At 46.8% G+C, this 23544-nt stretch carries 25 protein-coding genes and 1 riboswitch; of the genes, 23 read left to right on the top strand and 2 right to left on the bottom strand.

Annotation, left to right across the window (positions count from 1 at the left end; all coding sequences use genetic code 11):
* Positions 1–10 precede the first annotated feature (10 nt).
* From fmt to ACYQ2E_RS00410, 11 genes are all read left to right on the top strand, one after another.
* Complete coding sequence (fmt, locus tag ACYQ2E_RS00460; protein ID WP_460016076.1) at positions 11–958, top strand: methionyl-tRNA formyltransferase; 948 nt, start codon at positions 11–13, stop codon at positions 956–958.
* Positions 948–2258 carry a 16S rRNA (cytosine(967)-C(5))-methyltransferase RsmB gene (gene rsmB, locus ACYQ2E_RS00455; protein WP_460016075.1) on the top strand — a complete coding sequence of 437 codons (1311 nt, stop codon included), beginning with the start codon at positions 948–950 and terminating at the stop codon, positions 2256–2258. Before fmt ends, rsmB begins: the two co-directional genes overlap by 11 nt.
* Positions 2259–2274: 16 nt before the next feature.
* Complete coding sequence (locus tag ACYQ2E_RS00450; protein ID WP_460016074.1) at positions 2275–3024, top strand: Stp1/IreP family PP2C-type Ser/Thr phosphatase; 750 nt, start codon at positions 2275–2277, stop codon at positions 3022–3024.
* Complete coding sequence (pknB, locus tag ACYQ2E_RS00445) at positions 3021–4571, top strand: Stk1 family PASTA domain-containing Ser/Thr kinase (protein WP_460016073.1); 1551 nt, start codon at positions 3021–3023, stop codon at positions 4569–4571. The genes ACYQ2E_RS00450 and pknB overlap by 4 nt, the downstream gene beginning before the upstream one ends.
* Positions 4572–4723: 152 nt before the next feature.
* Entirely contained in the window at positions 4724–4993 is a 270-nt protein-coding gene (gene rpsO / locus ACYQ2E_RS00440) for a 30S ribosomal protein S15 (protein WP_460016072.1), read from the top strand.
* A 512-nt stretch (positions 4994–5505) separates the two neighbouring features.
* Positions 5506–5931, top strand: coding sequence for a transcriptional regulator Spx (gene spx / locus ACYQ2E_RS00435; RefSeq protein ID WP_460016071.1), 426 nt, complete (start codon positions 5506–5508; stop codon positions 5929–5931).
* The gene (locus ACYQ2E_RS00430) at positions 5924–6187 is read left to right on the top strand and encodes a UPF0223 family protein (RefSeq protein WP_460016070.1); all 264 of its coding nucleotides are present in this window, start codon (positions 5924–5926) and stop codon (positions 6185–6187) included. Before spx ends, ACYQ2E_RS00430 begins: the two co-directional genes overlap by 8 nt.
* A gap of 52 nt (positions 6188–6239) precedes the next feature.
* On the top strand, positions 6240–7538 hold the full coding sequence (gene murA / locus ACYQ2E_RS00425; RefSeq protein ID WP_460016069.1) for a UDP-N-acetylglucosamine 1-carboxyvinyltransferase: 1299 nt from the start codon (positions 6240–6242) through the stop codon (positions 7536–7538).
* A gap of 172 nt (positions 7539–7710) precedes the next feature.
* Positions 7711–9012: a trigger factor gene (gene tig, locus ACYQ2E_RS00420; protein WP_460016068.1), complete on the top strand. Its 1302-nt coding sequence runs from the start codon at positions 7711–7713 to the stop codon at positions 9010–9012.
* Positions 9013–9175: 163 nt separating this feature from the next.
* Positions 9176–9520, top strand: a complete 345-nt coding sequence (locus tag ACYQ2E_RS00415) for a DUF3784 domain-containing protein (protein WP_460016067.1) — start codon at positions 9176–9178, stop codon at positions 9518–9520.
* An 88-nt stretch (positions 9521–9608) separates the two neighbouring features.
* Positions 9609–9732: riboswitch (THF riboswitch) on the top strand.
* Positions 9733–9779: 47 nt separating this feature from the next.
* Positions 9780–10337, top strand: a complete 558-nt coding sequence (locus ACYQ2E_RS00410; protein ID WP_460016066.1) for a folate family ECF transporter S component — start codon at positions 9780–9782, stop codon at positions 10335–10337.
* Here ACYQ2E_RS00410 and proC read toward each other — a convergent pair.
* On the bottom strand, positions 10329–11114 hold the full coding sequence (gene proC / locus ACYQ2E_RS00405; RefSeq protein ID WP_460016065.1) for a pyrroline-5-carboxylate reductase: 786 nt from the start codon (positions 11112–11114) through the stop codon (positions 10329–10331). The two genes, ACYQ2E_RS00410 and proC, sit on opposite strands and share 9 nt — an antisense overlap.
* An 87-nt stretch (positions 11115–11201) precedes the next feature.
* Between proC and glmU the strand changes: the two genes are divergently transcribed.
* Genes glmU through ACYQ2E_RS00380 form a run of 5 tightly spaced genes read left to right on the top strand, consistent with a single transcriptional unit; the run spans position 11202 to position 14509 of the window.
* A complete protein-coding gene (glmU, locus tag ACYQ2E_RS00400; RefSeq protein WP_460016064.1) occupies positions 11202–12575 on the top strand; it encodes a bifunctional UDP-N-acetylglucosamine diphosphorylase/glucosamine-1-phosphate N-acetyltransferase GlmU in 1374 nt (457 codons plus the stop codon).
* A 25-nt stretch (positions 12576–12600) separates the two neighbouring features.
* Complete coding sequence (locus ACYQ2E_RS00395; protein WP_460016063.1) at positions 12601–13185, top strand: NUDIX hydrolase; 585 nt, start codon at positions 12601–12603, stop codon at positions 13183–13185.
* Positions 13186–13199: 14 nt separating this feature from the next.
* A complete protein-coding gene (gene macP, locus ACYQ2E_RS00390; RefSeq protein ID WP_460016062.1) occupies positions 13200–13481 on the top strand; it encodes a cell wall synthase accessory phosphoprotein MacP in 282 nt (93 codons plus the stop codon).
* On the top strand, positions 13472–13801 hold the full coding sequence (locus tag ACYQ2E_RS00385) for an inorganic diphosphatase (protein ID WP_460016271.1): 330 nt from the start codon (positions 13472–13474) through the stop codon (positions 13799–13801). Before macP ends, ACYQ2E_RS00385 begins: the two co-directional genes overlap by 10 nt.
* 27 nt (positions 13802–13828) lie before the next feature.
* Positions 13829–14509, top strand: a complete 681-nt coding sequence (locus ACYQ2E_RS00380) for a 5'-methylthioadenosine/adenosylhomocysteine nucleosidase (protein ID WP_460016061.1) — start codon at positions 13829–13831, stop codon at positions 14507–14509.
* Between the two features lie 30 nt (positions 14510–14539).
* On the opposite strand, the gene ACYQ2E_RS00375 is transcribed toward ACYQ2E_RS00380, so the two are convergent.
* The gene (locus tag ACYQ2E_RS00375; RefSeq protein WP_460016060.1) at positions 14540–15004 is read right to left on the bottom strand and encodes a GNAT family N-acetyltransferase; all 465 of its coding nucleotides are present in this window, start codon (positions 15002–15004) and stop codon (positions 14540–14542) included.
* A gap of 48 nt (positions 15005–15052) precedes the next feature.
* Here ACYQ2E_RS00375 and ACYQ2E_RS00370 point away from each other — a divergent pair, with 48 nt between their 5' ends.
* From ACYQ2E_RS00370 to ACYQ2E_RS00340, 7 genes are all read left to right on the top strand, one after another.
* On the top strand, positions 15053–16177 hold the full coding sequence (locus ACYQ2E_RS00370) for an AI-2E family transporter (protein ID WP_460016059.1): 1125 nt from the start codon (positions 15053–15055) through the stop codon (positions 16175–16177).
* A 133-nt stretch (positions 16178–16310) separates the two neighbouring features.
* On the top strand, positions 16311–17651 hold the full coding sequence (locus tag ACYQ2E_RS00365) for a hemolysin family protein (protein ID WP_460016058.1): 1341 nt from the start codon (positions 16311–16313) through the stop codon (positions 17649–17651).
* Positions 17652–17786: 135 nt separating this feature from the next.
* Positions 17787–18578 carry a pyruvate formate-lyase-activating protein gene (gene pflA, locus ACYQ2E_RS00360; protein WP_460016057.1) on the top strand — a complete coding sequence of 264 codons (792 nt, stop codon included), beginning with the start codon at positions 17787–17789 and terminating at the stop codon, positions 18576–18578.
* 84 nt (positions 18579–18662) lie between these two features.
* On the top strand, positions 18663–19610 hold the full coding sequence (locus ACYQ2E_RS00355; protein ID WP_460016056.1) for a manganese-dependent inorganic pyrophosphatase: 948 nt from the start codon (positions 18663–18665) through the stop codon (positions 19608–19610).
* Positions 19611–19770: 160 nt separating this feature from the next.
* On the top strand, positions 19771–21003 hold the full coding sequence (gene pepT / locus ACYQ2E_RS00350; RefSeq protein ID WP_460016055.1) for a peptidase T: 1233 nt from the start codon (positions 19771–19773) through the stop codon (positions 21001–21003).
* A 267-nt stretch (positions 21004–21270) separates the two neighbouring features.
* Positions 21271–22842 (top strand): glutamate/gamma-aminobutyrate family transporter YjeM, encoded by a 1572-nt coding sequence (gene yjeM, locus ACYQ2E_RS00345; protein ID WP_460016054.1) that lies wholly within the window; start codon positions 21271–21273, stop codon positions 22840–22842.
* 162 nt (positions 22843–23004) lie between these two features.
* The gene (locus tag ACYQ2E_RS00340) at positions 23005–23535 is read left to right on the top strand and encodes a Crp/Fnr family transcriptional regulator (protein WP_460016053.1); all 531 of its coding nucleotides are present in this window, start codon (positions 23005–23007) and stop codon (positions 23533–23535) included.
* Positions 23536–23544 lie beyond the last annotated feature (9 nt).

Genomic DNA, 23544 nt, shown 5'->3' with positions numbered 1-23544 from the left:
AAGGAAATAAATGAAAACAAAAATAATTTTTATGGGGACCATTGACTTCTCAGCTACCGTTCTGGCAGGCTTGCTCTCAGACGCGCGCTATGAAGTCATCGCCGTCACCACACAACCCGACCGGAAAGTCGGCCGCAAGCAAGTTCTAACCCCGACAGCGGTCAAAGAACTGGCGCTGCAGCACGATATCCCGGTTTATCAGCCGGCGAAACTGTCGGGTTCAGATGAGCTAGCCCAACTGATGAATCTCGACGCCGACGGCATCATAACAGCTGCCTTCGGCCAATTCCTGCCGACAAAACTGCTGAACGCGGTGAAATTCGCGGTCAACGTCCATGGCTCGCTACTCCCCTGGGGACGCGGCGGCGCACCCATTCAGCGGGCAATCATGGCCGGGCACAAAGAAATCGGCGTCACCATCATTGAAATGGTCAAGGAAATGGACGCCGGGAAAATGCTGGCGCAGCGGAGCATTCCCTGCCTGCCGGAAGACAATGCGGGGACAATGTTCGATAAACTCGCAGACCTTGGCCGCGACTTGCTGCTTGAATGCCTGCCGGATTACTTGTCAGGCGATTTAGTGCCAACAGCGCAGGACCAGACAAAAGTTGTCATCACGCCGAATATTGCACCAGAAGAAGAAATGATTGACTGGACGCGCTCAGCAACCCAGATTTGGAATCAAATCCGAGGACTGGCACCCCTTCCAGGAGCCTATACACTACTGAACGGCGCACGCTTCAAAATCTATCAGGCAGGTCTTGTCGAACCTGAAACAAGGGGCTCAGCAGCAGGCGAAGTCGTACTGAGAGACAAAAAACACTTGCAGATTGCAGCAGGCGAAGGCGCGCTGGAAATATTCGAAGTTCAGCCCTTCGGCAAAGGAAAAATGCCCGTCAGCGACTTCCTAAACGGCGTCGGCCGCGAACTCAAAGCAGGAGACCAATTTGGACAATAAACCAGAAAATCCGCATTTACTCTACAATCCGCGCCGCGTGGCACTTGAAGTGCTGAACGAAGTTTTCGGACAGTCTGCCTACGCAAACATCGCGCTGGATAATGCACTTTCAAACTCAAGCCTGGCAGAAATCGACCGCAGCTTCGTGACCGCCTTGACCTACGGCACCATTTCAAAGAAAATGCTGCTGGACTGGTATCTGCAGCCCTTTTTGAAAGGCAAAACCAAGCCCTGGCTGCATATGCTCCTCTTAATGACCGTTTATCAAATTCTCTTTATGGACAAAGTGCCCACCTCAGCAGCTGTAGACGAGTCCGTAAAACTGGCAAAAGCCCAAGGCGGACAGCAGACCGCCAACTTTGTCAATGCCGTTCTGCGGAATTTTTCACGGGCTGATTTGCCGGGAAAAACACCGAATTTCAGCATCAAATATTCAATTCCCGACTTTTTAGTGCAGAAATTCATTGGACAATTCGGCAAGGAACGTGCAGTTGCAATCTTTGAATCACTCGACGAACCAAGCAATGTCAGCCTCAGACTGATTGACCCAAAAGCTGCAGACAGCGTCGCACTGCAGGACACACGCCCATCCGAGATTTCACCCGTTGGCCGAGTGGCCGAGCACGGCAACTTTGCCGCAACAAAAGAATTTAAAGAAGGCAAAATCACGATTCAGGACGAAACAAGCCAGCTCGCGGCGCTTGCGCTCAATGCAGGGCCAGACGACCAAGTGCTCGATGCCTGTGCCGCACCCGGCGGAAAGACCTGCCAGATAGCTGCGGATTTGACAGGGGCAGGAATCGTGACAGCCTGTGACTTGTATTCCCATAAACTCCGGCTGATTGGAGCAAATGCCAAACGTCTGCACGTAGCAGACAAAGTCAGAACAATCAAGTTTGACGCCGCAAAAATAGATAAAAAATTTCCCGCAGAAACTTTTGACAAAATTCTGGTCGATGCGCCCTGCTCTGGCCTCGGCCTCATGCGCCGCAAACCGGATATCAAATACCGCAAAGAAGCCGCTGATTTCGCAAATCTGCAAAAAATTCAGCTGGACATCTTATCATCGTGTGCAAAAACCCTTAAGAAAAATGGTATAATGGTCTACAGTACCTGCACGCTGGCTGATGAAGAGAACTTTGACGCGGTCAAACGCTTCCTGGACAGTCATCCAGACTTTGAGCAGATTAATCTTGTACATGAAAAGCCGGAAATAATACGTGACGGTTGTATTTTTATAACACCGGAACAATTTCATACAGACGGATTTTTTATCGCAAAATTCAGGAAAATTTCCTAATTCGAGGTTTTAAATAATGGAATATCAAATTCTTTCAGATATTGGTGCCAAGCGCAAGTCAAATCAAGATTACGCGGGCACTTTTATGAACCAGAAAGGCAGCCAGCTCTTTCTCCTTGCCGACGGCATGGGCGGTCACCGCTCGGGCGACGTGGCCTCAAAACTCGCTGTAGACGACATCGGCTCGCTCTGGGAGCAGACGGCTTTTGACGGTGACGTCGACATTGAAACCATCGAAGCTTGGATGCGCCGGCAAGTTCTAGTCGAAAATGAAAACATCGCAAGTCTAGGAAAACTGGACGATTACAAAGGCATGGGAACCACACTTGAAATGCTCTTCTTAGGCAAAGGCCACGTGATTCTCGGCCACATCGGCGATTCAAAAAGCTTTCTGATTCGCAACCGCCAGCTTGTGCCTTTGACGCGGGACCATTCGCTGGTTCAAGAGCTGGTTGAAGCCGGTCAAATCACGCCGGAAGAGGCTCTGACCCATCCGCAGAAAAATATCATTACCCGTAGTCTCGGCCAGAACAAGGAGGCCGTGCCTGATACAGAAAGCTTTACTTACGCCACAGGCGACATCATTTTGATTAATTCAGACGGTCTGACCAACATGGTTTCAAACGATGAAATTCTGAATATTCTGAATTCTGGTATGCTCCTGAGCGAAAAAGCAGACGCACTGATTACGCAGGCCAATGCCAACGGCGGTTTGGACAACATCACCGTCATTCTCATCAAGTTCGACGGAGGTGATCTGTTATGATACAGATTGGCCGACTCTTTGCTGACCGTTATCAAATTATCCGGGAAATAGGCCGTGGCGGCATGGCCAATGTGTACCTTGCGACAGACAACTTTCTGGACAACCGGCAAGTCGCAGTAAAAGTACTGCGTCCAAACTTCGAAAATGACCAGTTAGCCATCGCACGCTTTCAGCGGGAAGCATACGCCATGGCAGAACTGGCTCACCCCAACATCGTGGGCATCATGGATGTCGGAGATTACGAAAATCAGCAGTACATCGTCATGGAATACGTCGAAGGCATCACGCTGAAGCAGTATATCAAGCAGAATGCGCCGTTGAGCAACACCGACGCTGTGGCCAAGGCTTCCGGAATTCTGTCCGCCATGGCCGTTGCCCATAACCGGGGCATCATTCACCGCGACATCAAACCGCAGAATGTCCTTGTAGCCATGGACGGCAGCGTCAAAGTGACCGATTTCGGCATTGCCAAAGCCCTCGGAGAAACTTCTTTAACGCAGACCAACTCTATGTTCGGCTCTGTGCATTACCTCTCGCCTGAACAGGCCCGCGGCGCCAATGCGACTGTCCAGTCAGATATTTACGCCATCGGCATCATTTTGTACGAAATGCTGGTCGGCCGTGTCCCTTATGACGGGGACTCAGCCGTTTCGATTGCACTGAAACATTTCCAGGAAGCACTGCCGTCAATCATCAACCAGAACCCGCAAGTCCCGCAGGCCCTGGAAAATGTCGTCATTCGGGCAACCGCTAAAAACATCAAATACCGTTACGTTTCCTCAATGGAAATGATGTCCGACCTGGACACCTCACTGTCACTCGACCGGCGCGGCGAGCGCAAACTCGTTTTGCCGAAAGACGACATCGGCTCCGTTGCCAAAGCACCCGTCATGATTAGTGACACACAGGAACTGATTCGCCAAGTCACCAATCAGCCGACAGGCGCACCGAGCAAGGCGCCGACACCGAATCAGAAGAAGAAATCTGTTCCAGTCGTCACAGCCTCTCAAATTCCGCAGAAGCAGCGGCATGTCGGACGAATCATCATGGTTTTCATGGTACTCCTGGCCCTAGCCGGCGGCAGCGCGATAACCTGGTTCTTTCTGAACTCTGGAGGTTCAGCGCTTGAACCAAAGAACTCTTCCAGTTCTGTGTCAAGCACTTCGTCCTCCTCGAAAACAAAAATGGTGATAATGCCGACATACAAAGAAGAAGGCGGATATTATACAACAACCCTATCGCAAGTAGAAAGTGACCTAAAGAAATTAGGAGTTACCCATATTGAAACCACGATTTTGCCCGATACTCCGACACCAGAAAATTATTCAGAGCCAATAGTTGTCAAATTCAACCCAATAGAAGGTAAGTCTTTTGACCCGAACCAGCTTGTTACCTTGACTATCACAAATAGTAATATTACAACAAGTTCTTCCAGCACCAGTTCTACATCGCAAAGCAGTTCCAGTACGGCATCATCTTCTGCCAGTGAAGCAACCTTACCAAGCTCATCATCTTCAACCACAACCGAGCAAAATACAAATCATTAATCATTAACTCTTGTCAAATACAACAAACTATGCTAGAATAGCAAAGTAGTTTTCTACAACCTAATCTTGGTTCAGCGCTGCCAACGTTTTACTCAGATTAGGCAAAAATCATCATGAATATGCATAATTGCTATTCAAAAGGAGAAACTAAAATGGCAATCTCAAAAGAGAAGAAAAACGAAATCATCGCAGAATATGCGCGTAAAGAGGGCGACACTGGCTCACCAGAGGTACAGATTGCTGTCCTTACTTGGGAAATCAACCACCTTAACGACCATATCAAGTCACACAAAAAAGATCACGCAACATACCGCGGCCTGATGAAGAAAATCGGCCACCGTCGTAACCTTTTGGCTTATCTGCGCGGCAAAGATATCAACCGCTACCGTGAGCTCATCGCAAAGCTTGGTCTTCGTCGTTAATTTAATAAAGAAATCCGTCGTTTTGACGGATTTTTTTGCAGGAAAAAATGCAGAGTGATAACACATCAAAGGCCATCTTGTCAAATTTTGTTGTGTCACCTGATTGGTGGTGTAAATATGAAATTCATCATTTTTTGGGTTTTTTATTATCAATTATCAAATCTAATATTCTCATTAAAGGACACAGTGTCCATTTGTGAAAACAAGAATTCAGCGAACTTTATTTTGAAGAAAAATCGATACTCAAGAAAATTGAAAAGGAGAAAATTACAAATTTACTTTGTATAATAGCTCTTTCCGAATTATCGTTTCAGAAAAATTATTTACTTTCCGAAATGTAAATACAGAATCGAAAAAAATGTATTTGTACATTAATTACAGATGTGTTTATTAGAAAAATTACAATTTCCTCTTGAAAAGCAGAATAATTTTGTTATAATAAGGGTAAGAATCTGGACATGGCCGATATTTTTAAAAAGGCTATGTCATTTGGACCGAGGTGAACATTAAAAATGGTAGAACTGTATCTTTCTCCAAGCTGCACCAGTTGCCGCAAGGCACGCTCTTGGCTCAATGACCACAAAATCGACTATAACGAACACAATATATTTACTCAAACTTTGTCGCCCGAAGCACTACGCAATATTTTGTCAAAAACAGAAAATGGCACGGACGACATTATTTCAATGCGCTCTAAAATTTTCCAAAAATTGAATATAGACGTGGATTCGCTGTCTATTGATGAGTTAATCGCTTTAATTGAGAAAAATCCGTCTTTGCTGCGCCGGCCGATTATTTTGGACGATAAGCGTCTTCAAATAGGCTTCAACGAGGATGATATCCGCGTTTTCCTGCCTCGTGATTATCGGCGGGTTGAGATGAAAACTTCAAAAGACGCAAAAGATTCAAACGAGGCAAAGGAAGCTATCAATGAGTGAGAATTATCAATATCCGCTGGACCTGTCCTGGTCAGCAGAAGAAATGGCGACTGTAATCGCCTTTTTTAATCAGGTCGAAAACTTTTACGAAAGCAGGGCAAATCCTGAAAAATTCGCCGCTGCCTATCGAGAATTCAAAAAAGTGGTACCGTCCAAAGGACAGGAAAAACAGCTAGAGCGTGAATTTGAGCAGGTTTCCGGCTATTCTTCCTATGCTGCAATTCGACGTCTTGTCAAAATTGACAAAAAAGTGTAAAATCATACTAATTCACAAGTACTCAAAAATGAATTAGGGAAATTACACATACATGGAAGATAAAATGATTGTCAGAGGCGGGAACACGCGTTTGACAGGTACCGTCGAGATTGAGGGTGCCAAAAACGCCGTTCTGCCGCTTTTGGCTGCTACTGTCCTCCCTTCAGAGGGAAAAACTGTTCTGACTAATGTGCCGATTCTGTCGGACGTTGAGACGATGAGCGGTTTGGTCAATAATCTGGATATTGAGCTTGATTTTGACCGGGAAAATAAGACGATTACGACCTTGGCTTCAGAAAACGTGAAATCCAAGGCGCCCTATGAGTTTGTCACTAAAATGCGTGCCTCGATTGTTGTGATGGGGCCGATTTTGGCGCGCAATCATCGTGCGCTGGTGGCGCTGCCCGGCGGCTGCTCAATTGGCTCACGACCGATTGATTTGCACCTGCGCGGTCTGGCACAGATGGGCGTGACCATTACGCAGAAAAACGGCTATATTGACGCGATGACTAACCATTTGGTCGGCGCGGATATTTATCTGGACTTTCCGTCAGTTGGCGCGACGCAGAATCTGATGATGGCGGCGACGCTGGCGGATGGCCTGACGACGATTTCCAATGCGGCGCGAGAGCCTGAAATCGTAGATTTGGCCAATTTACTGAATAAAATGGGCGCGCGTGTGCGTGGTGCCGGTACAGATACGATTCGTATTCAAGGTGTTGAGAAAATGCACGGGGCAGAGCATTCTGTGGTGCAGGACCGGATTGAGGCGGGAACGTTCATGGTGGCAGCTGCCATCACTCAAGGTAACGTGGTCATTGCGGATGCTGTGTCCGAGCATAATCGGCCGCTGATTTCCAAGTTGACTGAGATGGGCGTGAAGTTCATTGAGGAAGATGAGGGCCTGCGCGTGATTGGCCCAGAGCGTTTGAAAGCAACGACGGTCAAAACCATGCCGCATCCCGGCTTTCCGACGGACATGCAGGCTCAGATGACGGTTGCCCAGGCGGTGGCTGACGGTGAGTCGGACATGTATGAGACAGTCTTTGAAAATCGTTTCCAGCATTTGGTTGAAATGGCGCGTATGGGCTTGGATACTGAGATTCTGGGGAATCGCGCGATTATTCAGGGGACTGACCACTTGCAGGGGGCTGAGGTCAAATCTACGGATTTACGTGCTGCCGCAGCACTGATTCTGGCAGGGCTCGTCGCTGATGGTGAGACGACAGTGACTAAGCTGCATCATCTTGACCGCGGCTACTGGCATTTCCACCAGAAACTTACAGCGCTGGGGGCAGATATTGAGCGTGTCCCAATGACAGAGACGATTAAAGTCGCTGGCAAAGCTTGACCGGAAAAAAAGTCGAAAAGTCCAAATAGGGCTTTTTTCCTTGAAAAATTAGCAAATTTATGATATTCTGTTCTAGTATGAAATTTTGCTGAATCGCGTGCTAATGTGCGTTTCGGCTCTAATGATAAAAATATAGCTTTTCAGTGAATGATGGAGAGCGACGGAGGAAACAATGACAGCAACATTTGAAAAAACAGGCGCAACTGAAGGAACGTTGACATTTTCAATCGACCAAGACCTGCAGAAGAAAGGGCTTGATGCCGCTTTTAACAAACAAAAGGGCAAAATTACAGTTCCTGGATTCCGCAAGGGCAAGATTACGCGCCAGATGTTTAATCGGATGTTTGGTGAAGAGGCACTCTATGAAGAGGCAGTTAACATCGTGCTTGAAGAGGCTTTCCTTGCTGCTCTGGCTGAGGTAAAGGTTGAGTCGGTTGACCAGCCGAAAATTGAAATCAAATCAATGGAAAAAGGCAAGGACTGGGAGCTGTCGGCTGTCGTTACGACCAAGCCTGAAGTGAAGCTCGGCAAGTACAAAGACCTGTCACTCAAAGTGAGCGTTGACAAAGAAGTCAGTGATGCGGACATTCAAGCACGTCTCGAAGCGGCTCAGAACCGTATGGCTGAGCTGGTTGTCAAGGACGATGCAGCAGCAGTCGGCGATACAGTTGTCATTGACTTTACGGGCTCTGTTGACGGGGTTGAATTTGAGGGCGGCAAGGCCAATAATCATAGCTTGGAACTTGGCTCAGGTCAGTTTATCCCAGGTTTTGAAGATCAACTCGTCGGTCACAAATCCGGTGATGAAGTCGAAGTGAAAGTGACTTTCCCTGAGGATTATCAGGCAGCAGACCTTGCTGGTAAAGAAGCTGTTTTCGAGACAACCATTCATGAAGTGAAGACAAAAGAAATTCCTGAGCTTGATGACGAGTTGGCGAAAGATATTGATGACACAGTTGAAACTGTTGAAGAGCTGAAAGCGAAGTACGCAGAAGAGCTCAAGACTTCGAAAGAAGATGAATACCGTGATGCCGTTGAAGAAGCAGCTATTGAAGCAGCAGTTGAAAATGCTGAAATTGACGAAATCCCAGGCTCAATGATTCATGAAGAAGTTCACCGCTCAATGAACGAGTTCCTCGGCGGTATGCAGCAGCAGGGTATCTCGCCGGATATGTACTACCAGCTGACAGGCACAACTGAAGACCAGCTGCATGCGCAGTATGAAAAAGATGCTGACAAGCGCGTGCGTACAAATCTTGTGATTGAGGCAATTGCAGCCAAGGAAGCTTTCCAGGTTGCTCAAGATGAGATTGATGCCGAAGTGGCTGATTTGTCTGAGCAATACGGCATGCCGGCTGACCAGATTAAGCAGCTCTTGCCTGAGTCAATGCTTGAGCATGACATCAAGATGAAAAAAGCAGTTGATTTGATTGCGGATTCCGCAAAAGTTGAAGTTGAGGCTAAGAAAGACTAAATTTAGACAAAGACACAGCAAACGTCTATCTGCTGTGTTTTTTTGTTGTCTTTTGACAGAAAAATGCTATGATAAGCGTGAAAGCAGGCCTTTAAACTAGTTTTGGAGGTAATTTAAGTTGTAGGCCGTATGCCTACTGCGCTGTAATTTGTACAAAGGTAAGATGGTTTTAGAGTGGGAGAATGGCAAAATGATTAACACATTTTATATCGGATTGTATATACTACTGGAAATATCTATAATTATCTGCGGGATACAGCTCTGGAGAGGCAAGTGGCTGAAACTATTCTGGAAATACAGGCACATGAATGAAGAAGAAAAACGCAAGTCAAATGCGAAATTCACTGCGCGTGTCGTTGCATTGCAGCTTTTTCTCCTCGCAATACTTCTTACTGTAGGCGTCCTATTTCCGCGAACTGCAATAGTTTGCACAGTTTTGACGGCCCTTACTGCTCCTGTTGTAATAGTTTATACGAAAAAGAAAGCACGTGAAAATCGTGAAAAATAGTAAAATAAAATTCTCTGTTCTGAAATCTTACTTCCAGAAACAAAGAATTTTATTTTCCAGAAAATTATGATACAATAAGTCAACTCTTTACAGAGTAAATTGCGAAGCGTTAAGTGCCTGCGGGATGGGATGTCGCCTGGAGGACGAAGCTGGTTTAAGATGTGAGACACTCAGTTTTAAACCGGCGCGGTTTGGCAATTGCATTCGCTGTAAAAATCTTTTTTTGCAGCTCTCATTTTTTAGAATGGAGCTTTTTCTTATGTTAAAAAAACTCAGAGGGTCAAGACTGACGCTGCATTTGCTGGTGCTTTTGGCTATACTGGTTGCGCTCAGTATCATTGTCGGACAGTTTTTGTCCTTTGGTACAAATGTCCTGCAGGTTTCTTTCAGCTTCGTGATGAATACAATCATCGGCACGCTGGCTGGGCCTATCTGGACGGGACTTTCACTTGCAATTGAGGATGTTATCGGGACTTTGCTTTTCGGGAAGTACGGCTATTTTCCCGGCTTTACCCTGTCGTCCTTCGTTGTGGGACTGCTTTACGGGCTTTTCTTCTTCAGGAAGAAACTGACGCGGACAAAATGGCGGGACTGGCTCTATACTTTCTTCGCCATGGCGCTTATCATGCTTGTTGACACGGCCTTTTTCAACACACTTTGGGTGACATTACTATACAAAGCACCCTTTACTGTCAACCTAGCGACGCGGCTGCCCCTACTCTGGCAGATTCCCTTGCGAACGCTGGTGGTAATGCTGATTATTCCGGCATTGCAGAATATCCCTTTTATCAAAAAAACACTCTCATCATCAGACTGAGAGTGTTTCTTCTTTCTTAATCGTCGCGTCAATCGCAGAAATGACAGCCGCGTTGAAGCCGTGATTTTCCAGCGCAACAATGCCCTCAATCGTGGTGCCGCCGGGACTTGCGACAGAGTCTGCCAGGGCTTGCGGGTGTACATCGGATTTCAGGACATTTTCGGCAGAGGCGGCAACCGTTTCGGCAACGACTTGCGTGGCTAGCTCTTTGGACAGACCGTGCAGAACGCCGGCGCGTGCCATGGCATCAATAAACATGTAAATGTAGGCAGGGCTTGAACCAGCCAGCGCAGAAAATACCGGAAAATCATGTTCTGCCACCTCATGGACGGTCCCGACTTGTCCAAAAAGTGATTTAATCAGCTGGTAATCAGCGTCAGAGACCTGGCCGTTTCTCACGATGGCGCTGGTCGACTGCTGAATCGCGGCGTTGACATTCGGCATGACGCGGACAATCGCCTGCTGGGGGCTTGTCATTGCGGACAGGCTTTCTAAATCAATGCCGGCAGCAATTGAAATCAGTGTTTTCTTCTGGTTTAGGCTGGGCAAAATCTCTGCTAACACAGACGCGACGACCTGCGGCTTGACCGCCAGCACGATAAAATCGCAGCCCAGTGCAAGTTCAGCATTTGACGAAGCAGCGCTGACAGCGAGCAGCTTAGCCGTTGCCTGAGTTTTCTTCAGGTCCCGTCCGGAAATCATCAGCTCAGACTTGTCAGAAAGCCCCGATATAATTGCTTGCGCCATCTTTCCAGCGCCGATAAAACCAGTCTTCATAAACAAATTTTACCACGAAAATGCTATAATTGCAGTGATAGAAGTTACTGAATTTAATGATGAGCAATACGAAATGAAGGAGCTATTGTGAAAAAATTTGCTATTATCTTAGCTGCCGGCAAGGGAACGCGTATGAAATCTGATTTGCCCAAAGTCATGCACAGAATCGCGGATAAGCCGCTGATTTCACATGTTTTGGACAATTTTTCCGCCCTGAAACCGGACAGAACTTTCGTGGTTGTCGGTTTTGGCGCTGACCAAGTGATTGACATTCTGCCGGAAAATGTCCAGTATGTTGAGCAGCTTGAGCAGAATGGCACTGGCCACGCGGTTAAAATGGTCGGTCCGCTCTTGTCTCAGGCCGAGGGAATGACCATCGTCGGCTATGGCGACATGCCTCTAATCACCAGCGAGACACTGTCTGATTTGATGGCTTTCCATGAGGAGCAGAATGCTGCTGCAACGGTTCTGACAGGGATTGCAACAAATCCTTTCGGCTACGGCCGAATTGTGCGCGAACACGGTGAAGTCAGCCGAATCGTTGAGCAGAAAGATGCCAACGAGCTGGAGCAAGCGATTCAAGAGGTCAACACGGGTATTTACGTCTTTGACAATCGCATGTTATTCGGTGCCTTGTCACAGCTGAAAACCGACAATGCACAAGGTGAGCTTTATCTGACAGATGTCATTGAAATTCTCAAAAATGAAGATGAAAAAGTTTGTGCCTATGTGCTGGAGAATTTTGATGAGTCGCTCGGAATCAATGACCGCGTGCAGCTGGCGACTGCCGAGAAGCTGATGCGTGCGCGTATCAATGAGAAGCATATGCTGAACGGCGTCACACTCATAGAGCCAGAAACGACGCGGATTGGCGCGGATGTGCAGATTGGCAGCGACACGGTGATTGAGGGAAATGTCACTTTGCTCGGGAAGACTTCCATCGGCAAGCGCTGCTTGATTACCAGCGGTTCACGCATTACGAACAGCCGGCTTTCACGTGATATTGTGGTCAATAACTCAACTGTGGAGAGGGCAATTATGGACAGTGGTTCTAATTGCGGCCCTTATGCCCATTTGCGGCCGGATAGCGTCCTTCACGAGGATGTGCACGTAGGAAATTTTGTCGAAGTCAAAGGCTCCAGTCTCGGACGGGGGACGAAAGCTGGCCATTTGACCTATATTGGCAACTCGGTTGTGGGAGAGAAGGTCAATTTTGGTGCAGGTACGATTACGGCTAACTTTGATGGTAAAAGCAAGCACACGACTGAAATTGACGACTTTGCCTTTATCGGCAGCAATACGACGCTGATTGCACCGGTTCATGTCGGGAAAAATGCTGTAACAGCCGGAGGTTCGACGATTACTAAAGATGTGGTCGAAGATGAAGTGGCGATTGGTCGTGCCCGTCAGGTGGACAAACTTGGTTTGGCTAAGAAGATGCCGCATTACCGTGGTGAATAACAGATAGACAAAGGAATTTTTAGATATGGATTTTGAAGAGAAAACCATTTCCCGGCAGGAAATTTTTAAAGGGAAAATCATTGATGTTGCGCTTGACGAGGTTGAATTGCCTAATGGCTTGGGGACGAGCAAACGTGAGCTGGTTTTTCATCCGGGCGGCGTAGCAGTTCTTGCAGTCACGCCGGAAAATAAAATCGTCCTGGTGCGTCAATTTCGTAAGCCGATTGAAAAGGTCATTTATGAAGTGCCTGCTGGGAAGCTTGAGGCTGGTGAAAAGTCAGATTTGCGCGGAGCCATTTTACGCGAACTTGAAGAGGAAACCGGCTATACGACGCAGAAGATAGAGCAGATTTCTGAATTTTATGTTTCACCGGGTTTTACAAATGAGAAAACTTATCTTTTCTTCGCAAGTGACCTGGAAAAAGTTCCAAATCCCAAGCCGGCCGACCCGGATGAGGTTCTGGAAATCCATGAAGTCACGCTGGACGAGGCAAAAGCTCTGGTCAAATCTGGTGAAATCGATGACGCCAAAACCATCATTGCGCTGCAGTACTTGGAACTTATGCAGCTGCGTCATGAATCTGACAATGAATGGCATTTTGGACGTTGAGGCGGTGATGAAGAATGGCCAAAAGACCTATACTGACAGATGACATCGTCAATCAGGCGAAGCGTGAACGTGAACAGCTGGAAGAGGACATTCGCCGCGGCATGCAGGAAGACACGCAGCTGGTGCGCAAATACGATGAAATCGAGCGTAAGCAGAAGAAGCAGGCGGTTTACAAGTCCCGCCGTATTGAAAATGTCAAGACCAAGGAGCGCGGGAAGAAGCTGAATCGCTATCTGGTGATTCTGATTGTTATTCTGCTGCTCATGATTGCCTGGATTTTGAGCCCCTGGTCATGAAAAAAATCACTGTAAAAATTGACAGACCGATTGGTTTTGTCCATCATGGAGCAGCTTATCCTCTGAATTACGGCTTTGTTCCTGGATTAATCGGCGGTGACGGCGAGGAGCAGGATGTTTACGTGCTGTCCGATTTACCGGAAAATCAGCTGCCTTTGACAGAGTTCAATGGCCGTTTGATTGCGATTATTCATCGGCGTGATGATAATGAGACCAAATGGGTTGCGACAACGGCGGGCGAAAGCTTTACTGCGGAAGAAATCGCAAAGCGCGTGAGCTTTATGGAGAAGTACTTTGACAGTTGGATTGAAATGTTGTAACGGAAAAGGGAGGGGAAGTTCAGAGATATGAAAATCGGCATAATTTGTGCTATGGATGAAGAAATCAGGGTTTTACGTGAGAATTTAGAAAAACCGGAGCGGCAGACCCGCTTCGGCTGGATTTTTGAAACTGGCTCAATCGGGCGGCACGAGGTCGTGCTGGTGCAGTCGGGTATCGGCAAGGTGATGAGCGCGCTCGCTGTTTCGTTTTTGAGCGAGATTTTCGAGGTGGATGCCATCATTAATTCCGGCTCTGCTGGGGCGGTGGACGGCTCGCTGCGGATTGGCGATATCGTGATTGCGGACCGTCTGGCTTACCATGATGTGGATGTGACGGCTTTCGGCTATGAGTTCGGGCAAATGGCGCAGCAGCCGCTTTACTATGAGTCAAGCAAGTATTTCGTCTCTGAGCTGAGAAAGGTGATGGCGGAGCCGATTGTCGGCTTGATTACTAGCTCTGACAGCTTCATCGCCAGTCCTGAGAAAATCGCTGAGATTAAATCGTATTTTCCGGATGATTTAGCGGTGGAGATGGAGGGCGCATCAATTGCTCAGGCAGCTGCGGCGCTGAAGAAGCCTTTTGTGGTGATTCGGGCGATTTCGGACACGGCCAGTCATGACGCCAATGTCAAGTTTGATGAGTTCATTGTTGAAGCGGGGCGAAAATCTGCTGAGATTCTGATTAAGATGCTGAAGCACATGGTTTAAGCAGGAAGAGATAAATTCCTGCTTTTTTTGTTACGGCAATGTTTTGACCATCGTGATGTGCTGAATACCGGCTTCTTCGAAGATTTCGCCTTTTGGCAAATAGCCCATTTTATCGTAAAATCCGCGGGCACTGAGCTGCGCGTGCAGTGTGAGTTTGTGGATTTTATGTTCTTGGGCAAAAATCGCTAAATTGTCCATTAATCCGCTGGCGACTCCGGTTTCACGGGCAAATTTAAGAACGGCCATCCGCTGAATCAGGCCGGACTCGTAGTTCTGGCTCATTAACAGCCTTACGGTACCGAGGGCTTTCTCGCAGCCTTCATCATCGCAGCTGTCACTGTATGCGACGAAGTGCACGGCCATTGCCTCTTCAACTGGCGAGCCGACTTCCAGCGCATAGGGCACGCCCTGCTCTTTGACGAAAACTTCGTTGCGGATGCGCAGAGCGTCAAGATAGACGTCGCTCATGGTGTCGCGGGTATTTTTAATAATCATATAACTCCAGACCTTGCTAAAAATTGTTAAATCCATTATAATACAAATATGTTTAATAAGAGTAAATTGTTTTTCTGGACGATTGAAATTCTGGCCGTTGCGGCTCTGCTTTTTCTGCTGGTTAAAATTGACTGGATTTTCAATCCGATAACGACGCTCTTTTCCGCGATTTTTATTCCTTTCATCATCGCCGGATTTCTTTATTATGTTTTTGACCCGCTGCTGGACATGCTTGCGAGAAAGTGGAAGTTCAGGCGCGGTATCGGAATTTTGTTGTCGATTTTAATCGTTATCGGTGCTTATGTCTTAATTGCGGCGCTGGTTATTCCGAATGTAGTGACGCAGCTGACGGCTTTGTACAAGACGACGGTGAATCTTTACCCGCAGTTTGTGGACTGGGTGCAGGGCATCACGGATTCTCCGCAGTTCAAGGAAATTTCGACGCAGATGGACTTGAGCAGTGCGCTGAAAAGTCTGAATACTTCTTATCAGGGGATTCTGCAGAATCTGGCTAAAGGGATGACTTCCAGCATCGGCTCAGTTGTCGGGACGATTGTTTCGATTGGGCTGACGCTTTTTCTGATTCCGATTCTGCTTTATTATATGCTTAAAGACGGCGATAAAGTTCTGCCTTTTGTCAAGCAGAATATTCTGGTTGAGGACAAGTATGATATTATTAGTCTGCTTGAGAGGATGAATAAAACCATTTCCAAGTATATCTTCGGTCTGGCAATGGATGCGCTCTTTATTTTCATTATGGTGCTGATTGGCTATCTGGTGATTGGGATTCCGTATGCTTTTCTCTTCGCGCTTTTTGCGGCTGTGACCAATCTGATTCCGTATTTAGGCCCTTATATCGGCGTTGTGCCGGTGGTTTTGACGGTGGCCTTCAATCATCCCATTCTGGCACTGATTGCCGTTGTCTACGTTCTGGTTATCCAGCAGTTGGACGGGAATGTCATTTATCCGAAAATTGTCGGTCAGGCTGTGCATGTCCATCCAGTAACGGTCATGGTATTGATGATGGTGTCAGGCTCACTTTACGGCCTGCTCGGCATGGTTATTGCCGTTCCTGCGTATGCTATGGTCAAAGAAATCGTTAAATTCTTGGTCGCGCTCTACCGTAATATCAAGGCGGAACAAAAAAAGAAAAAAGAAATGACTCAAGTGTGATATAATAGTTCTAATATTTTACTTTCGTTTCACAGAAAAAGGAAAAGCGCTTTATTGCAAATTTTTTGTGTTGAAGTATGATTAATAAAAAACGGTGCTTGTGCCCCGCTATTCAAAAGGAGATTCCCGCCTCATGGCTGACCCCGCCGAACAGTCTGTTCTGTTTCAAGTAGTACTGCTTATTGTTCTTACCGTTATTAACGGCTTCTTTTCTGCCGCTGAAATGTCGCTCGTTTCACTTTCTCGGGCAAAAGTAGAGCAGAAAGCCAGTGAAGGCAGCAAATCCTATCAGAATCTGATTAAGATTCTTGACAAGCCTTCCAATTTCCTGTCGACGATTCAAGTGGCCATCACTTTGATTCAGATTTTGATTGGTTCGTCTTTGTCGGACAGTCTGACAGAAAAATTAGTGCCTCTTGTCGGTCCGCATTTTAAGATTGTGGCACAAATTCTGGTGCTGGCAGTTTTGACTTATGTCTCAATTGTACTGGGCGAGCTTTATCCTAAGCGCATTGCGCAGAATATGAAAGAGCGGATGGCCTTGTTTGTGGCCAAGCCGATTCAGGTCATCGGCTTCATTCTGCGGCCGTTTGTCTGGCTGCTGGCTAGCTCGGTCAATCTTCTGAGCCGTATCACGCCGATGAAATTTGATGATGCCGAGGATACCATGTCCCGCGACGAAATCGAGTACATTCTTTCACAAAATGAAGAAGCGCTGGATGATGAAGAACGCGACATGCTGCAGGGGGTCTTCAGTCTTGACGGCATGGTGGCCCGGGAAATCATGGTGCCCCGGACGGATGCTTTCATGATTGATATTGAGGATGACACGCAGGAAAATATCGCGGAGATTCTGTCAGAGTCCTATTCGCGCGTGCCTGTTTATGAAGATGATAAAGACAAGGTCATCGGTATTCTGCATACCAAGCGTCTGCTGAAAGTCGGTTTTGACCAGGGCTTTGAAAATCTGGACTTGCGTCAGGTGCTGCAGGAGCCACTGTTTCTGCCGGAAACCATTGATGTGGACAATCTGCTTTTCCAGCTGAAGAGAACACATAACCAGATGGCCGTTCTGCTTAATGAATACGGCGGATTTGAAGGCATTGTCACGCTGGAGGACCTGCTGGAAGAAATCGTGGGTGAAATTGAAGACGAGTCAGATATTGCCAGCCGCGACTTTGCAAAAATCGGCGACAACCTTTGGGTCGTTCAAGGCCGGGTCACGCTGAATGATTTCAACGAAGAGTTCGGGACGCATCTGGAATCTGATGATGTGGACACGATTGCCGGCTTCTACCTTGACAAGTTAGGCTCGATTCCGTCAAAGGGCGAGCAGATTACTGTACGGGTTGATGATGAGGAGAATGATGAGCATTTGACGATTACGTCGCTTGAGATTGAAGACAAGCGTATCGTCAAGGTTCGGGTTGAATTTCTGCCGAAAACGGAAAATGAAGATGAAAAAGCCGATTAATAATCAGCTTTTTTATTATTGGTATTGGGAAAGCTGCAAAAGACCTATGCAGCCTCGTTTAGTTTTTTAGATTTGATAAAACTTCCAATCTGCGGTAAAATAAGATTGTTAAGAATAATATTAGGGAGAAATCTCATGGCGATAGATATAGAAGCTTTAAAGCAGGTAACAGGCTTGGTCAATGCGACTGAAACTTTCGGGACGGTTGATGGACCCGGCGTGCGCTTTGTTGTTTTCATGCAGGGCTGCCGTATGCGCTGCAAGTATTGTCACAATCCGGATACATGGGCGATGAAAAGTGAGCGGGCGGTGACGCGTACGGTTGAAGACGTGATGCAGGATGCGCTTCGTTTTCAGGGATTTTGGGGCGAGAACGGCGGAATTACAGTTTCCGGCGGTGAGGCCATGCTGCAGATTGATTTTGTGACGGCGCTCTTTACCTATGCGCAGAGCCTGGGCATTCACACGACGCTTGACACGGCGGCACAGCCTTACAAAACGGATTCTTACGTGACGGAGCATATTGATGACTTGCTGGCGGTAACTGACCTTGTCCTGCTTGACCTCAAGGAAATCAATCCCGAGCGGCATAAGGAATTAACTGCTAATAAAAACGACAATATTCTGGAGTTTGCACAATATCTGTCTGAAAAGGGAGTTGCCATGTGGATTCGTCATGTCCTTGTCCCAGGAGAATCCGACTTTGACGAGGATTTGGTCAAATTAGGCGAATTTGTCAAAACACTGAAAAATGTTTTGAAGTTTGAAGTTCTCCCCTATCACACGATGGGCGAGTTTAAATGGCGCGAACTGGGCTGGAAATACCAGCTGGAAGGCGTTAAACCGCCGACATCTGCGCGTGTCCATAATGCAGAAAAACTGATGGACACGGAGTCTTATCAAGATTATATGAAACGCATCCGCTGATGAGCGAAAGACTTTTAAAACTGTGAAAAAACCCATTGTTTCTGCTATAATTAATACGAATAAATAAAAGGAAGTAAAAATTTAATGTCATTAGATAAAGTTTTAGTTTTCGGCCATCAGAATCCTGATACTGACGCCATCGGCTCTTCCATGAGCTTTGCCTACCTGCGCAAAAATGTGCCTGTCGGGGCAATGAACACAGAAGCAGTTGCACTGGGCGAAGTCAATGAAGAAACGGCTTTTGCGCTGAATTATTTCGGGCTTGAAGCACCGCGCATTGTCAAGTCGGCTAAAGAAGAGGGCGTTGACACAGTTATCCTGACGGACCACAACGAGTTCCAGCAGTCTATCAGCGATATTGAAGATTTGACTATTTTTGGTGTGGTTGACCATCACCGCGTGGATAATTTCCGCACAGCAGCTCCGCTGTTCATGCAGGTTGAGCCGGTCGGCTCCGCTTCGTCAATTGTTTACCGTGCTTTTTTAAGCAATAATCTTGAGATTCCTAAGGCCTTGGCTGGCATGATGCTGTCAGGCTTAATTTCTGACACGCTGCTTCTCAAATCACCGACAACTCATCCAACTGATTTTAAAGTGGCAGAGGATTTAGCCAAAATCGCCGGCGTTGACCTTCAGGAATATGGTTTGGCAATGCTGAAAGCTGGAACAAACTTAGCTACTAAGACAGCTGAGGAGCTGATTGACATTGACGCGAAGACCTTTGAGCTGAACGGCTCCAAAGTCCGCATCGCGCAGGTGAATACGGTTGATATTCCAGAGGTGCTTGCGCGCCTTGACGAAATTAAAGCTGCTATCAAGTCTTACATGACAGCTGAAGGTTTTGATGACTTTGTATTCATGGTGACTGACATTGTAAACTCAAACTCAGAAATCATCGAAATCGGCGCACACCCTGATAAGGTTGAAGCTGCTTTCCACTTTACACTGGAAGATGACCATGCTTTCCTGGCCGGCGCTGTTTCACGCAAAAAACAGGTTGTACCGCAATTGACAGAAAGCTTTGATGCTTAAATTATAGAACTCATATTTGTTCAGATTTCCATAATCTGAACATTTTTTAACGAAAATTGTCTTGGAAATTTGACAGTGATTACAAGAAAATGATAAAATGTTTTATGTAAAGAATATTTAAGGTACGACACATATTAACAAAAGGTAAAGGAGAAAAATTATGAAATATGACACATTGCTTGAGCGTTTTCTAGGTTACGTCCGTGTGAACACACGCTCTGACGAAAACAGTACGACGACGCCCACCACGCCTGCCCAGAAAGAATTTGCCCTGGCACGCGGCGAAGAGATGAAGCAGTACGGCGTTGTAGACGTGCACTATCTTGATGCGAACGGCTACATCATCGGTACAATTCCATCCAACATGGATAAGCCGGTTAAGAAAATCGGTTTCCTCGGTCATGTGGACACGGCTGATTTTAACGCTGACGGCATCAATCCGCAGATACTGGAAAATTATGACGGAAAATCTGTGATTAAACTTGGCGACACTGAGTTTACGCTGGACCCGGCTGAATTTCCTAACTTGAAGAACTACGAAGGCCAGACACTTGTTCACACAGACGGCACAACGCTGCTCGGCGCTGATGACAAATCCGGCGTGACTGAAATTATGACCCTGGCTGAGTATCTGCACAATCATCCGGAAGTCAAACACGGAGAAATTCGCATCGGCTTCGGCCCTGATGAAGAAATCGGTATCGGCGCAGATAAATTTGACGTGCCGGACTTTAATGTGGACTTTGCTTACACAGTCGACGGCGGACCGCTGGGTGAGCTGGAATACGAGACTTTCAGCGCAGCCGCTGCCACAGTGCACATTCAAGGAAAAAATGTCCACCCGGGAACAGCCAAGAATCAGATGGTCAATGCCCTGCAAGTGGCCATTGACTTCCACAATGCGCTGCCTGAATTTGACCGTCCTGAAAAGACTGAAAAGCGCGAGGGCTTCTTCCACTTGCTCAAACTTGACGGCACGCCTGAAGAAGCCAGCATGTCCTACATCATCCGCGACCATGACAAGGCGAAATTTGAGATGCGCAAGGAAATGGTGACAAACGTTGCTAAGATGCTGAACGAAGAGCTTGGCATCGAGCGCGTCAAGATTGACATGAAGGACCAGTACTACAATATGGCTGAGGTCATTGAGAAGGATTTCTGGATTGTTGAGCTGGCTAAGAAAGCAATGGAAAATCTCGGTATCAAGCCAATTATTGAGCCAGTGCGCGGCGGAACTGACGGCTCTAAGATTTCGTTTATGGGTCTGCCGACGCCGAACCTTTTCGCCGGCGGCGAGAATATGCACGGCCGTTACGAATTCGTTTCCGTTCAGGTGATGGAGAAAGCAGTGGATACGCTGCTTGAAATCATTCGTCTGAACAACGAAGCGTAAAACGAAGTGTAAAATCAAAAAAACTTAGATTTCAAAAAGTAAGTCGCTCAGGCAAAATTGAGCGGCTTGCTTTAGTTATCTCTCGAAATTTTCTAACAATTTCAATAAATTTGCAATTAATTCTTAAATAATTGTCTGTGTGTGCAAAAATTCTTACGCTGGTGATATGCAGTACAGAGGAGTTGTGTTGTGCTGAGCTCATATATGCCGGCAAGAAAGACATAGTCTGGCCACATGTACAAAAATAATAATACATTAGGAGGTATTATGTCTAAACCAAACAAGGGCAAGCTTTCCATGATTGCCCTCTCACTGATGATTTTCACATCAGTCTACGGCTTCGGTAATATTCCCGTCGCCTTCTACCAGATGGGCTACGGCGCCATTCCCTGGTACATCATCGGCGCTCTGCTTTTCTTCATTCCTTTTGCTTTCATGGTCACGGAAATGGGCTCGGCTTTCAAGGAGGCGCGCGGCGGCATTTATTCGTGGATGGAGGAGGCGGTTAACCCGACTTTCGCTTTTATCGGCACTTTCATGTGGTACGCCAGCTACATCATCTGGATGGTCACTGTTTCTTCGAAAATCCTGCTTCCGATTGTCAATCTGATTTTCGGTAATTCTGACAAAATGCCGAATATCGGCTGGATTTCGATTGTGGCTGTTATCTGGATGGCACTGATAACGCTTGCAGTTTCCCGCGGTGTGGATACAATCAAGAAGTTTACTTCAGTTGCAGGTACGGCAGTTCTGGCGTTGAACGTCATTCTTATCCTCGGCGCACTGATTGTCCTGGTTGTCAATGGGCATCCGGAAACTCCGATTACACTTAATTCATTCATCGTATCGGCGGCGCCTAAGTCGGTCTTCCACGGCGGAATTGTCTCTTATATCTCATTTCTCGTTTTTGCTATCTTTGCTTATGGCGGCGTTGAGGCGGTCGGCGGACTGGTCGATCAGACGGAGAATCCAAAGCGTAATTTCCCGCGCGGCCTGATTTTCTCGGCCATCATCATTGCGGTCGGCTATTCAGTGGCCATTCTCTGCGTCGGCTTCTTTATCAGTTATGACAAGGACTGGCTTCCTCAAATTACGAACGGGACAATGAACCTGGGCACGGTACCTTACCAGCTGATTCAAACGCTCGGTGAACGAGTGGCCCAAGCACTTGGTATTACCGGCTCGACGGCATCGATTATCGGAGGCATTTTTGCCCGTTACATCGGCCTTTCTATGTTGCTCGCATATATGGGTGCTTTCTTCACACTGACATACAGCCCTGTCAAACAGCTTATCACTGGTACACCGAAAAAGCTTTGGCCTGAGTGTCTCTCTAAGCTTTCCAAGGACGGCATGCCTAAGTTTGCCATGCTGGTTCAATTTATCATTGTTACAATCATCGTCATCCTGAAGTACATCACTCAGCAAGGCGGTGCCACTCAGTTCTATCAAATTCTGACTTATATGGCCAATGTTTCAATGACGCTGCCTTATATCCTGATTGTGATTGCTTACTGGTACTTTAAGAATAACAAGGCAATTGAAAAGCCGGTTGAATATTTCAAATCGCACGCAGTTGTGACTTTCTTAACGGTTGTGGTTCTGATTGTTGTTATCGGTGCCAACTTCATGACCATTATTCAGCCTGTGTTTGATTTCACGCAAATGTCAGCGGCTGCTCAAAAGGCTTCGCTGCAGAGTACAATCACGAGCGTGGTTTCCATGGCTGGCGGGCCGCTCTTGTTCGGCGTTATCGCTTTCATCATGATGCGCCGCTACAAATCAAAATACCCGGATGAATACAAGTCTCTTGGTAAGAGTTACCTGAAGGAAAAGTGATTCTCAAGAAGTTTTTCGACACAATTATGCAATCTTTCTAAAAAAGTGCACACTTTCCTTTAAAGTATCTATAATCCACTTGGAAATTTTAAAAAAAAGTTTAAAATAGAGAAGTGGGATACACAATTTCACAATCTCAGAAGAGAAGAAAGGAGAATTTTTATGATTTCGTTTATTCGACAAAGTAAAGTAGCAATGTGGATTTTGACTGTATTGAGGGTTTACCTGGGTGTTCTCTGGGTTATTGCCTCGTCGGACAAGGTCTTCAAACCTGATTTTAATGCTATCGGCATGATTAAAGGGGCTATTGCCCTGCCTCTTGCAAACAAGCCAGGGAATCCGGGGAATTACGTTTATGGCTGGTTTACAGATTTCTTGAAAGCGACAACTCAAGGCGGTACTAATGCAGGTCCTTTTAACTTTCTTGTGCCCTATGGCGAGCTGCTCGTCGGTATTGGGCTGATTGTCGGCTGCTTTACGCTCGCGGCTAATTTCTTCGGCTTGATGATGGGCTTTACCTATCTGCTTTGCGGCTCGCTGTCCAACATTCCAACGCTCATTCTTATCGGATTCATCATCATGATGGGTGGTTTTAATGCAAGTAAAATTGGTCTGGACTACTGGGTAACACCGTTCCTGCGCCAGCATTTCAAATTCCTCAACAATGATATTTCGACAAGACTTGACGCTTAAAAGCTAAAG

The sequence above is a fragment of the Lactovum odontotermitis genome (genome assembly GCF_054658595.1).
This window is presented reverse-complemented; position numbering and strand designations above follow the sequence as displayed.